This is a genomic window from Actinomycetospora aeridis (genome assembly GCF_037400275.1).
GTDB classification, from domain to species: domain Bacteria; phylum Actinomycetota; class Actinomycetes; order Mycobacteriales; family Pseudonocardiaceae; genus Actinomycetospora; species Actinomycetospora aeridis.
Genome location: NZ_JBBEGL010000001.1, coordinates 414,164 through 427,817 on the forward strand (window position 1 = coordinate 414,164; position 13,654 = coordinate 427,817).

Genomic DNA, 13,654 nt, shown 5'->3' on the forward strand with positions numbered 1-13,654 from the left:
GGAGACCGCCGTGCCCATCGCCGCCGCTGCCCCACCCGCCCCCAGCCTGGAGGTCCTGACCCAGCACGTCGTGCCGCTGCACCTCGATCCCGGCACCGAGATCGTCGGGATGCCCCATCCCGTCCACGACCTCGGGGTCGAGGAGCTACTGGCAGGCCGCGGTCTCGAGGCCGCCGCACTGGTCGGGTGGCGCCACGTTGTGCGCTCGGACCGCGGCGGGCACCAGGTCGTCCAGATCGGTGTCGACAGTGGGGACGGCACCCACCGGCTCGACCTCATCAACGCCGGCGACCACGTCGACAACCTCGTGGCCCTGCACGACGAGGGGCCGACCCCGGCCTTCGAGGCGGACTACCGGTTCGGCCTCCTGCGCGTCCCGGAGTGCTACGTGCTCGCGATGTGGTTCTCGGGTGTCGACCACGACCACGAGTTCCTCGTCCCGCTCGCCCCGGTGCACAGCAACTTCGCGCCGAACCAGACCTACGAGAAGGACGAGTTCGTCCGCCTGCTCGAGGCCACCGCCCGGCAGCGCACCGGCGTGCCGGTCCCGGGGGACGACCTCGCCCTCGTCGAGGGCATCGGTCCGCAGATCGCCGACCTCCTCGGGCAGCACGGTGTCGAGACCTTCGCCGACCTCGCGGCGAGCGACCCCGGCGCCCTCCGGGAGATCCTCACCCGTGGCGGCCCGCGCTTCAACCGTGCCGACCCCACGACGTGGCCGGATCAAGCGGCTCTTGCGGCCGCGCAGCGGTGGGAGGCGCTGGAGGAACTGCAGCGACGGCTCACCTGATCGCGAGGGAGCCCGGCGCCCGCGTCCGGCTCACGAACGTCGTCGACGGAGGTGGTGTGTGGAGAACGTGCCGATCCGCGGTGCCGCCACCGTCGCGGCAGAGGTGGCCCGCGTGCGCGAGCACTGGGCCGCGGACGCCCTGTACGAGGCCTGGGGTGCTGCGCACGACCGCGCCCGCGTGCGGGCGCTGCTCGGTGGGCTGAACGAGCCGGGGCCGATCGCTCTGCGGTGTCGTCTGCGACACCTGCTCGACCCCGGTCGGCCGGGGATCGGCGAGGGCGCGCTCGCCGTGGAACGGGCGCGCTGGGACACGATCCTGGAGCTCGAGACACGCGGCGACGTGCTCCTGCGCATGGGACCGGAACACGCCTCGCAGGCCCGCGCCGCGTTCGACGAGCTGGCCGGCCGGGAGCTCACACCGTCGCACCGCGTCGTCACCGTGAACGCGCTGCTGGGTCTCGCCGAGATCGCCCGCCAGGTCGACGACGCCGGCTCGTGCGCCGATCTGCTCGAACGCGCCGCCGCCCTGGCCGACATCGACGGCTACCGATTCGGCCGGGTGCGTGCCCTGGTGTCCCTGGGGTACGTGGAGATCGTCACGCTGTCCTCGGCGACCGCCGCCGCGGAGCGGTTCACCGAGGCCGCGGGTCTGGCCGAGCAGATCGGCGACCGGCTGTACCGGGCCAACGCCGAGCTCGGTCTCGCGGAGTGCCGTCAGCGCCTGCGCGACCTCGACGCGGCGCGGGGCCACGCCGAGCGGGCCCTGACGGTGTTCACCGCGCTGCGCAGTCCCGGCGGGATCGGCAACGCGGCCTCGAAGCTCGGCGAGATCCGGTTGCTGCTCGGGGACCGGGCCGGTGCGCGGGGGGCTCTGGAGAAGGCAGCGGAGGCGTTCGACGCCGACGAGGTCGGGCTCGGGCGGATCGGCACGCTCGATCTGCTCGGAGATCTGGCGCTCGCCGATCGCGACGTCTCCGCGGCGGTCCGCCATCACCAAGAGGCCTTCAGGCTCTCGGACGAGGTGCGCTTCCCTCGGGGGCGTGCCAACGCGCTGGCCGGGTTGGCGCAGGCGGCGCGAGTGGTCGGCACGTGGCCCGAGGCACGCACGCTCGGAGAATCGGCCCTGTCCGCATTCCGCGAGCTCGGGGATCCACTCGGGGAGGCCAACGCACTGGAGGGGCTGGCCCGGTGCGCTCTGGAGCAGGATGATCTGGCTGCGGCGGTGGACGCCCGGTTCACGGCCGTCCGCACGATCGAGGCGATGCGGGCAGATCTCGAGCGCCACGACCTCCAGGCGGAGTACCGCGCACGTTTCGAACCGACCTACCAACGAGCCGCCCGGACCGCCCTCGACGCCGACGACCCCGTCGCTCTGCTGTGGCTCCTCGAGTGCCTGGCCGGTCGGCGCCTGGCCGGACTGATCGAACGCGGCGCGGCGGACCTGGGCGCTGGACCCGCGGAGCTGCTCGGGCAGCTGACTGCGCGCGCCGACCGTTCCTGGCGCGAGCCGCCGGTGGACCCGTGGCTGGATCGGCGGACGCGTACCGTGCGCAAGGTCGGCGCGCTCGCCATTGCGGGGACGACGGCCGAGCCCGCCGCGGTGGCGCTCGAGGACCTGATAGCCAACCTCTACCTGCCGCCGCCGGCGAGCGTGGCGCCGCTGATCGAACCCTTGCCTGCCGGTTGCCATCTCCTCGTCGTCGAGATCGGGCTGACCGACAGGGCGCAGTGGGTGTACCGCGACGGCGAGGGTGCCCTGACCTGCGGGGAGCGTGACCTCGGCCCACTCGGCGCGTTGCTCGACCTCCTCGAGGGACCGGAGGCCGCTGGACTGTTCCTGGCCGACCTCGCTCCCCTGGCGGAGCTCGTCCCCGTGGCGTTGTCGTGCGTCCTTGCCGCGTCGGAGGGCCACCGGCTGCTCGTCGTGCCGGTGGGCCGAGCTCGCAGCGTCCCCTGGACGGCCGTGCCCGTGGCCTCGAGTGTGCTCGGCGAGCGTGCCCAGGTCGCCGTGTGCCCGTCGCTCACGGTCCAGCGGGCGTTGCAGGAACGTCAGAGGAGCCGCGTCCGCCCGGCACAGCCGGTCGTCGCGCTCTGGCGCCATCCCGAGCTCCGAAATCATCGGCTGGACGGCTTCGACGGCGAGCCGACACTCGTCGTCGATCACCTCACCGACGCCGCGGCCGTGCGTGCCGAGCTCGACCACGCGACGGCAGATCTCCTGGTGGTCGCCGTCCACGGGCGTCCGTTGCCGGGGGGAGGTCACTATCTGGACCTGGACGGCGACGCGGTGCTCGCCCAGGCCGACTGCATCGCCGTGCGCCCACCACGTCGCGTCGCACTCGTGAGCTGCTGGGGCGGGTACACGCCGGGGGCCGGGCCGGACGCCGATCCGGTCAGCATCGCCGCTCTGCTCCTGGCCGCCGGGAGCGACGAGGTGCTCGCCACCACCGCGCAGCTCGGCGACTCCGCGCACGCCACACGATTCGTCGAGATGACGTTGCACGCGATGTTCACCGGCGACGCACCGGCGGCCCTGAGCCGGTCGGTACGCAGGTTGCTCGGGCACCCGGACGTCCGTCGACAACCGGTGCGGCACTGGGCGCCGCTGCAGATCTTCGGGACGTTCTTCGACGGAGGATCGCGTGACTGACCTGCCCTACGAGCGAACTCACCCGCGAGCCTTCGCGTGGACCGACAAGGCCTTCGATCTGCTGCAGTCCGGCGAGCTGCGCGGCGAGGTCCATCGCCGTGCCGGGTTGGAGACCGCCGTGGTGGCCGGCTCCTGCCCCCGCTGCACCCACCAGTTCCGGTTCGAGACGTCGCGAGACGCCGTCGTCACCGGAGGCGGCGGAACGCTGGCCACGCGGGACGTGGTGACCGACGACGGCGAGTTCGTGCCGATCGACGTGTCGTGCCGGTGCGAGGGGACTCACGACGGCCGCCTCGAGACCGAGCACGGGTGCGGGATCCTCTTCCGCATCGAGGTGCGCCCGGACACCCACGATGGCTGACCGCTATCGCCGGCCGCGCGAGGACGACCGCCCCGATCCCGTCACCGCGGCGGAACGCGTCGAGTTCGACGCGCTGTCCGAGACCTCGCTGGACTCCGTGACGGCCAGCGCCGAGCGGTGGCGCAACGGCCTCGCGGGGTTGACCACCGTGGTCACCGGCGCGCTCCTGATCAAGGGTCCGGCGAACGCCGCCGACGTCCCGGTCGGCTGGCGGATCGCCCTCACCATCCTGTTCGGGGTCGGCATCGCCGTCAGCGTGTCGGGACTCTGGCTCGCGCTGCGGGCCGCCGCCGGGGTTCCGGCGAGGATCCGGTTCGACGACCTGCGTCGGAACTACGGCACCGTTCGCCTCTACAAGCTCGCGCTGGCCGAGCGCGCCGCCACCGACCTCGGTCGAGCCCGAGCCGCGGCCCTCGTCGCATCGCTGCTGCTCGCCGCCGCGGCCCTGACCTGGTGGTGGGCGCCACCGGACCCGACAGCGGCGCGGTCCGTCACCGTCACCCACGGAACAGCGCGGAGCTGCGGAGTCGTCGTCGAGAGCGACGCAGCGGGCCTCCGCCTCGCGGTGAGGAACACGCCGACTCACCTCACCATCCCCTGGACAACGGTCACCTCGGTGAGACCGGGTCCCTGTCCCTGAATCCGGCGCGGGGTGATGCGCTCGGAACCCCGTTCATCGCCTTGGCTCTCAGGGCTTTCTCCTGAGTGCCCCATCGTCGAGGACGAAGTCGGCCACCAGCGCGTTGAGTTCAGCGTAGAACTCCGAGAGCCGGTCGGGGTCCAGTGCGATCTCTGCCGGTAGCTCCACACGGGCGGATCGCAGTCCGGGGATGGTCGGCGTCATGATCTCGGCCGGCGTCTCGTCCCCGAACGGCGACGCGGCAACGCTGTGGATCTGTCCGCTGTCGTCGTGATAAATCGTGGCCCACATGAGGTGATCCCTACGGTTGAATGACGGAGAGTGCCACGGAGAAATTGTAGACCGTCTCCTGGCCACGATTCCAGATGGCGAAGCCGGCGTAGGTGTTGGTGAAGACCAGATCTCCCTGGACCAGGGGAATCGACGTGATGATGATCTCCGGCACCCCGAGGCTGTGCGTCCGGTGCACCGTGCTCCCCGGCCCCTGAGGCGTGGCGGGATTGCAGGACGCCTGGACAGTCCCGGTCCGATATCTCGCATCCGGACCGTAGGACAACCATTGATAACCGTTGGGCGGTATGGTCAGGGTCCAGTACTGGATCTGATGGAAGACGCTCGCCATCGTTCCCCCCAGGATTCTCTCGAGCTCCTGTCGCGGAACGCTAGCCCTATTGTCCGCGGTCGACACTACGCCGTCCAGGCTATTCAGCCGGCCGTGCGCGGAGCTCTACGCGCCGTGACAGTTCCCTTTCCAGGGATGCTCGGTGATTGCTCGAGAAGTGATCGTCGTCAGGTCGCCCTGATAGGGACATCGAAACCAACGCCGATATTCGACGCAAACAGTTCGCAGAGGACGAAGACGCCGAAACGAGCCCAGCGACGCCCGACAGCTCCCGCACCGACGTCGCTGGCTGGGAGTGGTACCGACCGCTAGCGTCCCGCGCCGCGCGGTCCACGCCGGTGGGCGCCTGCCGCCCCGCGCCGTTCGGAGAGGTCGTCGGCCGCTCGTTCCGCGGGCCTGCAGATCGTCTTGTCGAAGGACCGGAGCAGCCCGGCGACGGTGCGGTACTCGACGAGGCCGAGGACCCAGTCGTACTTCCAGTAGTCGTCGAACATGGCGTAGAGGGAGGCGCCCCGCTCCAGGAGGGGGACGACCGGCACGGCCAGCCGCGGGACGATCGCCTCGAGTTCCTTGGGGAGGCTGGCCGGGTCGGTGAGGTCCGCGACGATGAAGCGGGCGAGATGGGCCAGGGTCGCGATGGTCTCGGTGAAGTCGCGACTCGCCGGTCGCTCGAAGTCGAAGATGACAGGCACGTAGCCCCGGTCACGCAAGGCGTCGCGCACCGCGAGCAGGACCTCCTTGCGGCGCGGCGTGAAGCGCCCGAGGATCAGGACGACCTTCGTGGCCAGCACGTCGATCGCGGCACGGATGGTCTGGTTGGCGATGATCAGGTGGAGGAACTGGGCGATCTGCAGATCGTCGACGGTCACCTGGGGCTCGCTGGGGCGAGTGATCACCAGTCCGTCCTGGCGAGCGTCAGTGAGGTCCACCTCCCAGGCGGACACGCCATAGACGGCGGCGCCGGTGAGATCGGCGCCCGCCAGGTCGGCGGCCACCAACCTCGCGTGGACCAGATCGGCCTCGCGGAGGTCGACGCGCCGGCCGGTCATCTCGTCCGCGTTGGCCATGCGCAGGCGTGTGCCGCGCAGCGTGGCGTCCGTGACGTCCGCCCACCGCAGGGTCGCCGCGCCCATGTCCGCGTTCTGTGCGTCGGCGCGCACGAGCGTGGCGCTCGTCAGTACGCAGCCGGTCAGACTGGCGTCCCGGAGGTCGGCGTCGGTCAGGTCCGCCTCGATCAGCATCGATCCGTCCAGACGCGCCCCGCGGAGATCGGCGCCGCGCAGGTCGATCTGGTTGAGGTCGGCGCCCGTGAGTTCGGTCCGGTCGGTGGGTGCACGGCCCGGTACGACCTGGTTGAGCACACCGGTGATCAGCGCGTTGAGGTCGTCCTCGAACCCGTCGCTGCCGTGGCGCTCAGCCGACAGGTCCGGCCGGGTGTCCGGATGCGCCGCGCGCCACGCGTTCCAGTCGTGCACCCCGCCGCGGAGGATGGCGAGATGCTGCTGATCCGCCATGGGCACGAGCCTACGGCGGTCGACGTCGAGTGCGTGCTCGGTCGGGGTGACTCGTCGCGGGTGTTGCCGGCGACGTGGAGGTTGAGTCTCCATGGTCGTCTGCGAGTCGCTCGGTTGCGACCGCGGTATCGAGTCGCTCCGCGCGCTTCATGAGAGTCGCGCGCTTGATTCCGTCGGGAGCTTTCTTCGCTTCGGCTTGCAGGCGCCTGACGAGAGTGATCCGGTCGATGCCACGCGAGACGGTAGTTCGGTGAATCGCGTTGAACTGGGACTCACGAAGACCTGCAAGCTCCAGGTCAGGGGTGGCCGTCACCAGCTCATAGAGTGCTTCTCCGTTATCGGTGGTCACGGGGTCGGCCCACCGGCCAACGGCTTCACCTTGCAGTAGGTCAACGACCAAGCTCAGGAACGCCTTGATGGAGTCGCCGTCGTCGACCGGCCGCCGGGCCCACTCTTCGAGCGCGCCGCGTATCTCGGTCGCCTCGGCGTTGAAGAAGCGCACATGATCACGCACGAGCGTAGCCAGGAAGTCGTACGGACGCTGCTGAGCGGCCGGAATTACCTCCGAGGGGACGGCGGCGAGCAGGACCGATGCGGCGTGCACGCGCTGGAAACACCACAGCAACGTGAACCAGTCCCGGCGCACGTTGCCAATGGAGTCGAAAGGTGAATCCCGGGATCGTTGAAGCGTTTCGCCTTGCGATCGATCGGGCGCCGTTGAGTTGCTCGCCTGCTCTCGGCGAGATTGCACGAGGGCCCTCAGCCGGTCGCGGGATGCGGCAACCTCACCGGTCGTCAGGTCGGCGTGCACTGCGCGTGCGAGCTCGTAGAACTGCTGGCCGTGCGCCCGCCGAGCGGTGGCCACCGATGCTGCTGATGCGGACGCGGAGAGTAGAGCCACACCACCAGCAAGGAGCCCCAACAAGGCGGGCGTCCAGCCCGTGGTGAAGCGAGGTGCAGACGGCCACAGGCTCTCGGGCAACAACAGGACGACGAGCAACACGGCGGGGGAGACCAACGCTATGAAGCCGACTCCCGCCAGTATGCGTCGTTGGAATTAGCCGGGGGTGGTGTGCGGAGGTGGAGGCGCCGCACTCTGTCGCGAGCCGCCACCGGATTGCAGTCTCCACCGTGGACCCCGGTTACGTAGCAGGCCCGCCACGGTGAACAGCTTCCTCCCGTGAGTCGAGGAACTCTGCAGCGACGCGCCGGGCGTCGGTCAGGTCTCAGCTGCTCGCGCCTCTGCCGGATCACGGGTCGACCAGCGAGACATCGAGGTGTGGCAATCCTTGGACACGGGACACATCGGCTGTCCGCGTCCGGGCGTGGCTCACGCAATCGTGCGCTCCTGAGCGGTCGCGACGGCCGGACGGCGCCGCATTCCGAGCGCAAGCAGCCCTACACGCCCCGAGCGCCCCCGGCAGGATTCGAACCTGCGACACCGGCTTGAGGAGGACTGCCAACCGCGTGTACTGGGCCTGCCACCAGCGACTACGCAGGCGTGAAGCGCCGCAAGACCGGCACCCGCGGCAACGTGTGACCCCAGTTCGCACCCAAACCCACACCCCGGCAGAGATCGCTTGTTGGTATCTCGAGAGGGCCGCGGGCCCGTCACGACCGGTCCGCAGCGCCCGGGGGCCGAGCCTCACCGCCGCTCCGGGACGCAGGAGCCACCGCATAACACTCGCTGCGCCAGCGCTACGTCCTCCCGTGGGATCGGAGCGCTTCACCCCAGGCCTCCCGCCGCTCCGCCGGTGATCACTCACCCGCGAGCCCACCGGCAGACCCTCGCCCGGCCCCGACACCACGCCGGAACCGCCGTACGACCTGGGGAAGTTGATCTAGCAGGAGCGGGGAGGTTCAGCTAGCGCCATCAGGGGGCCGTACCCCGCCCACGTTGCGGTCTCTTCGTACACGACGTCCGCCCGATCCCACGTCATGCGGGTTCGGGCCAGACGGCGTAAAGCCGTTCGTGCGTCAGGGATTGAGGCCCCTTGTGGGGGGTTTGACACCTCTTGACGGGCCCTTTCGGTGTTGCGGGAGCTGTCGGTGCTGCGGGGCCGTGCGGTGTTGCGGGCGTTGTCGGTGCTGCGGGAGCCGGCGGTGCTGCGGGCGTTGTCGGTGCTGCGGGCCCTTTCGGTGTTGCGGGCCCTTTTGGTGTTGCGGGAGCTGTCGGTGCTGCGGGCCGGTGCTCTTGAGCAGTCCCTTGGTCGGGGAGAGTGTCGCCCGCGACGAAAGGTGCGTCGACGCTGAAGTCGACGCGCGGAGCGCCGCGGGCTGTGTCGGCTATCGGATAGTAACGTCGAGTAACAATTCCCCTTCACAGCGGCGACGGGGACCAATCCCGCCCGCTCGGCGCCGCTCGAGTGTCGCCGACGCGCTGGTCGAACGATCGCAGGTCGCGGAGTACGTTGTTTACCTGGTCTGGCGGGGTCGGCCCTCCATGGACCTCAGGGTGCAGTCGGTCGAGAGTCAGCCAATACTCCGCTCTGTCGTGCGAATCCGGCCAACCGACGCGCAGACTGTCGATTCGGGCTGCATAGATCGCGGCGCTGAGCTTGGTCTGCACCCGCAGTTGGTCGAGCATATCCACGGGGTCCTCCGCCCGGCATTCTTCGAGGGCGCCGACTAGCCGTGCGTGTGTGGTTCCCATCCGGGAGGGACCTGGCCCTCGCCCACGCATCCGGATGGTCTCGTTCGTGACCTCGGCGACCAGCGTCGCCACCACTACTTTCACGAACTCCTTCAAAGGGCTCTCGCCAGTAGCTGCGCCAGCTAGCGCCGCGCCAACACCGCCACCGACGACGACTGTGAAGCCGACGCGCAGTGCGACCGAGACCCGTTCCCAGATTTTGGTCGTCTCCTGGGAGGCCGCGGTGCTGAGCTCTGAGCGGAGTTCTGTTAGGCCGGACTTCGCCGCCTCCAGGCTCTCCACCAGGTCGTCATCCGAGAACTCCGTGAGGAGCCGGTGGAGCTTTGGGCCTGCGCCCCGAGCGCCCATCGTCGCTGCGACCGTCGACCATGGCACACGGTCGAGGACCTCGGCATAAGCTCGGACGCCCGCTCGGTAGTCCGCTGAGCTGGGACTGGGCGTCTCCCGGAGGAATCCCAGGACGCGATCGATGACCTCGAGAGCGTCGGAGCGGATCTGCTCGAGGAGGCGATGTGAACGCCCGGGGTTCCCCTCGTGGGTCGACTGCTCCCACTCGTCGCTGGAATAAAGGAGCTGGGTCGTCGGACCGACCAGACCGTGCCCATCGGATGGCGTGCGGAGGGCACGCGCAAGGCTCTGAAGGAGATCGACGTCGGGGTTCGAGAGTCCCTGGGCCAGCTCGAGGAGTGTGTCCGGGAGGTGGCGGCGCACGTCGGCTAATCGCCCATCTCTGACGCCCTCCGCCCAGCCAGCCCCCTCCATGATGGCCTGCGCCGTGCCCATGGAGATCGCCTCGCGGAGTTCGAGGCAGAGGCGGTGACTGTCGAGACGACCGAGCTCGACTTCGAACATGAGCTCCTCCGACCCACAGTCTGGTGTTGACCATCGTAGACCGGGCTCGGGGATGTTGAGTGCGGTCGAGTTCGCGGCGCAGCCGCGAGAGAGCAGCCTCTTGTGCAGGTACCACCTCGAGCCATTGTGGGCGGAGCAGGTCGGGGCGGGTGAAGGTCACGAAGATGTGGGTCACGAGTTGCTCCTATGTCAAGCCGCCGCAGGCTGCGGCGCGGCGACGGTGGTGTTTGGCGGTTGGAGAAGGTTTGAACACGACGCGCGCGAGGCGTCGCTCGAGCGCCCGTAGGGCTTCCATGGTTGTGTCGCCTCCAGCGCGTCGTCGCTGGTAGTAGGCGTATCCAAGGCTGTCGAGCAGCCGAGCCTGGGTGATCGCGATGCGGTGCAGGGCGACGTTGAGCTGCCGGTTGCCGCCGCGGGCCAGCCGGTGACGGTTGGTGCGCCCGGACGAGGCCGGGATCGGGGCCACGCCGGCGTGCATGGCGAAGCAGGCCTCGGAGCGGAACCGGCCTGGCCGGGCGGTCTCCCCGACGATCTTTGCTGCGCTCAACGGGCCGCAGCCGGGCAGCTCGAGCAGTCGGGGCGCGGCGTGCCGGGTCGCGGTGGTGATCTCGCGTTCCAGCGCCCGGATACGCAGGGTGCGCTCGCGGATATCGGCGATGAGCTCACCGGCGAGCCGGGCCAGCATCCCGCTGTGATGATCGGCCAGTCGCGCGGCGAGCGCGTCGAGCAGGCCGACCTCGCCCAGGCGCCGCGCCGGCGGGTCGAGGCCGGGGTCGAGCTCGTGGAGGTGACAACGCAGTCGGTTCTGCATGCGAGTGCGCTCGGCGACGAGGTCCTCGCGGTGATCGACCAGCAACTTCAGCTCGCGGGAGGCCGGGTCGTGCTCGGCCACGGGCAGGTCGGGCTCGCGCAGCGCGGCCCGCGCGATCGCCAGCGCATCGATCGGGTCGGACTTGCCCCGCGTTCGCGCGCTCTGGCGTGCGCCGGCCATCAGCTTCGGGGGCACCCGAACCACTCGCTGTCCCGCGCCCAGCAGGGCGCGCTCCAAGCGGGTCGAGACGTGCCGGCGGTCCTCCACCGCCCACATCCGCTCGCCAGGTGCGTGCTGCCCAGCCCAGCCGACTAACGCGCGGTGCCCGGCGTCGGTGGCTTTGACCGTGCGTTGAGCCAGCTCGCGCCCGAGATCGTCGACCACGACCGCGGTGTGGGTGTCCTTGTGGACATCGATTCCGACCGTGTCAGATGAGCCCCGGTAGTGGCCATAAGAGTGCCGGGTCGTCGGGGGTAGCGCTCGGCGTGATGGGCGCAAAGGTCAATGCCTTCGTGGCGATAGGTCAGGGGTCTAGCCACGCCAATGTCTTTGCTATCTCGATCATGCGAGACGCGTCAACTTGGCTCTTGCTCCTCGGGGAGGGCGCTGCTCTGGCCGGGGGTTGGGGTGCCTCCAATGGGGGTGTCGGTGCCGGCTTGACGTCGCTCGAGTCGGAATCCTCAGACTCAACATCGTCGGGAACCCCTCCGACGAGGTACCAAAGTAGGAGGTCGTGTAGCTCTGCGGCCGCAGCATCGTTCATGCATTCAGCCTCGTAGAATACGCCTCCGATGTTTATCGCAATAGTTCGAGAGAAGATAGGTTGGTCCTGCTTTGACACGAATGCGATCGCGTGAATCTGTCTGTATAGGACTGACAGGAATGCCGCTCGTCCGGTAGAGTGAGCCGTGTCAAGTAGGAGGAGGCGAAGGTTTGTTACCCCAACCAGTGCAACGCCGGTGCTGGTGCTGCTGAAGACGCCGCTAATAGCTTCTCCTGGCATAAGGCTGTCGCGGACAACGTCCACCTGAACCGTGTTGGAGTACTTCAGCAGCCGCTCTTGAGGAAAGGATTCTGCCACTCTTGCGTCCCTTCTGTCTTAGCGGTGGGTCGCATCGAAAGAGAATGCTCGGCGACTATCTTTCAGTGGTCTTGGGGGCTGCAGGTGAAGTTCGGAAGAGTGTTAGGATGCGTAACAATCTTTGCGTCCCGGCGCAGTTGATTCACCCTAGACGTCTCGCAACCTTGGGCGCTTCGTGGGTCCTTTCTCTCCGTCGTGCGGCCTGTCGACTTAGCTTTCCCTGCTTCCGGCCTACTGAGTGTCTTTGGTGCGACGCACGGTGCCGGCTCGCCTGACTGTTCTGCAGTCTGCCGGAAACAGTAAGTACCAGCGACTCGGCGTTGTTAGCGAGTTGAAGCGTGAAGGACGACACTAATCGTTCAAGGGCGAGATCTTTCCTTGTAGGAGTCGAACCAGCCGCCCGCAAAAGGATTCGATATTGGTCGCGAGTTCCACGTACGCTCGCAGTCGTGACAAGACTTCGGCTCGTACGAAGACATCGAGCAGGTCATCGTGCATCACGAGTCCACTTCTAGTGTCGACCGTGGAGAAGTCAGACATGGGCGCAATGAGAGACAGTCTCAGGTCTTCGGATTGTTTCTGCATCGCTTGAGCGACTTCGATCAACGAAATCGTCATCCTCTTCTGGGTAGGATCTTTTTCGTCTATATTCATGAAGTTGTTAGCGAAAAAGTCTGGTAGTCCATCGAAGTACTGACTCGCGGCCTCGCGATTTTCTTCGATCTGCTGAGCGAACTGTGATATGCGCAGCTTGAGATTCTCGCGCGCTTCGTCGGCTTTGTTCGGAACTGATGCAAGCTCGACGGACATTCGCCCAGCGTCGACGATGTCCTTGAGGTTTTTCGGAATGTCGGAGAAATTGCCAAGGGCATCAGACATCGACTTCATAGAGTCGAGGATGCTCTGAAGCCAATGGCGATCTTCGACTTCACGCTTGGGGGGGCGTCGGGCACCGGGCTGTCCTCTTGTACCGTCTTCGCCGGTTTCGATGGCATAGAAGTCGCTTACTGGGCCCGAGCCGACAGTCTGAGTCGCAGAATCAAAGTAAGCCTTCGAGACTGACTCCAAGTTGGCGAGCAAATCGGCAGCTGCCGAGAAGTGGGCGGAGTAAGAAATGACGCGATAGGAACGCAAGTCAAACGGAAGCTTATCAATATCCTGCGTAATCATGATGACCGGCTTTCGTAGCCCGTGCGCAATGCCAACCTCGTATAGCACGTTGGGATTAAGGCCAGTTAGGTCTGCAACTACTATGTCTGAATACGCAATGCCTTCGATGACGTCTCGCAGGATGTTGCGCATCTGTTCGAGGTCGTCGCCTCGACGCACTTGGAAGCCGGCGGCTTCGATGCCAGGTCGGATGAGTTGCTCGTAAATACTGAGAAATTCCTCGGCAAAAGGCATGATCACGAAGGCGACCCGTGATCGAACCTCTGTGCTCATCAGTTCCCCCGTTCCCTGATGTGGCTCCACGTGGGCTGCGCCCCGTCGAGGGTAGCGACGTTAGCAAGAACCTTGTCCATACCTCGGTGAAGCCGCTGATGGCGCTGGCTTCGCCCTTATTCGGCGGTCCGCCGAAGCTGCTGGTTGGCGCGTTCGTGGAGGAGGTCAACGCTGCGTTGCCTTCCAAGGGCCGATCGCGTGGTGGACACGCGGACGGTCCGCGGCCAGTACGTCAAT

The 13,654-nt window shown here is 67.7% G+C and carries 11 protein-coding genes; 4 read left to right on the forward strand and 7 right to left on the reverse strand.

The window, feature by feature from the left end; translation table 11 throughout:
* Positions 1-10 precede the first annotated feature (10 nt).
* The 4 genes from WCD41_RS01995 to WCD41_RS02010 are packed head-to-tail and all read left to right on the forward strand — an operon-like array spanning position 11 to position 4,441.
* On the forward strand, positions 11-790 hold the full coding sequence (locus WCD41_RS01995) for a helix-hairpin-helix domain-containing protein (RefSeq protein ID WP_337711700.1): 780 nt from the start codon (positions 11-13) through the stop codon (positions 788-790).
* 58 nt (positions 791-848) lie between these two features.
* Positions 849-3,440 carry a hypothetical protein gene (locus WCD41_RS02000; protein ID WP_337711701.1) on the forward strand — a complete coding sequence of 864 codons (2,592 nt, stop codon included), beginning with the start codon at positions 849-851 and terminating at the stop codon, positions 3,438-3,440.
* Positions 3,433-3,801, forward strand: a complete 369-nt coding sequence (locus tag WCD41_RS02005; RefSeq protein WP_337711702.1) for a hypothetical protein — start codon at positions 3,433-3,435, stop codon at positions 3,799-3,801. Before WCD41_RS02000 ends, WCD41_RS02005 begins: the two co-directional genes overlap by 8 nt.
* The gene (locus WCD41_RS02010) at positions 3,794-4,441 is read left to right on the forward strand and encodes a hypothetical protein (protein WP_337711703.1); all 648 of its coding nucleotides are present in this window, start codon (positions 3,794-3,796) and stop codon (positions 4,439-4,441) included. The genes WCD41_RS02005 and WCD41_RS02010 overlap by 8 nt, the downstream gene beginning before the upstream one ends.
* Positions 4,442-4,489: 48 nt before the next feature.
* On the opposite strand, the gene WCD41_RS02015 is transcribed toward WCD41_RS02010, so the two are convergent.
* The 7 genes from WCD41_RS02015 to WCD41_RS02045 all read right to left on the reverse strand — a co-directional run bounded on the left by WCD41_RS02015 (position 4,490) and on the right by WCD41_RS02045 (position 13,417).
* Positions 4,490-4,732 carry a hypothetical protein gene (locus WCD41_RS02015; RefSeq protein WP_337711704.1) on the reverse strand — a complete coding sequence of 81 codons (243 nt, stop codon included), beginning with the start codon at positions 4,730-4,732 and terminating at the stop codon, positions 4,490-4,492.
* Between the two features lie 10 nt (positions 4,733-4,742).
* Positions 4,743-5,063 carry a hypothetical protein gene (locus WCD41_RS02020; protein ID WP_337711705.1) on the reverse strand — a complete coding sequence of 107 codons (321 nt, stop codon included), beginning with the start codon at positions 5,061-5,063 and terminating at the stop codon, positions 4,743-4,745.
* Positions 5,064-5,371: 308 nt separating this feature from the next.
* Positions 5,372-6,577, reverse strand: coding sequence for a pentapeptide repeat-containing protein (locus WCD41_RS02025; RefSeq protein WP_337711706.1), 1,206 nt, complete (start codon positions 6,575-6,577; stop codon positions 5,372-5,374).
* Between the two features lie 10 nt (positions 6,578-6,587).
* A complete protein-coding gene (locus WCD41_RS02030) occupies positions 6,588-7,442 on the reverse strand; it encodes a hypothetical protein (protein ID WP_337711707.1) in 855 nt (284 codons plus the stop codon).
* Positions 7,443-8,897: 1,455 nt separating this feature from the next.
* A complete protein-coding gene (locus WCD41_RS02035) occupies positions 8,898-10,082 on the reverse strand; it encodes a hypothetical protein (protein WP_337711708.1) in 1,185 nt (394 codons plus the stop codon).
* Positions 10,083-10,266: 184 nt separating this feature from the next.
* The gene (locus tag WCD41_RS02040) at positions 10,267-11,277 is read right to left on the reverse strand and encodes an IS110 family RNA-guided transposase (RefSeq protein ID WP_337711709.1); all 1,011 of its coding nucleotides are present in this window, start codon (positions 11,275-11,277) and stop codon (positions 10,267-10,269) included.
* 1,048 nt (positions 11,278-12,325) lie between these two features.
* Positions 12,326-13,417, reverse strand: coding sequence for a nucleoside 2-deoxyribosyltransferase (locus WCD41_RS02045; protein WP_337711710.1), 1,092 nt, complete (start codon positions 13,415-13,417; stop codon positions 12,326-12,328).
* Positions 13,418-13,654: the final 237 nt, after the last annotated feature.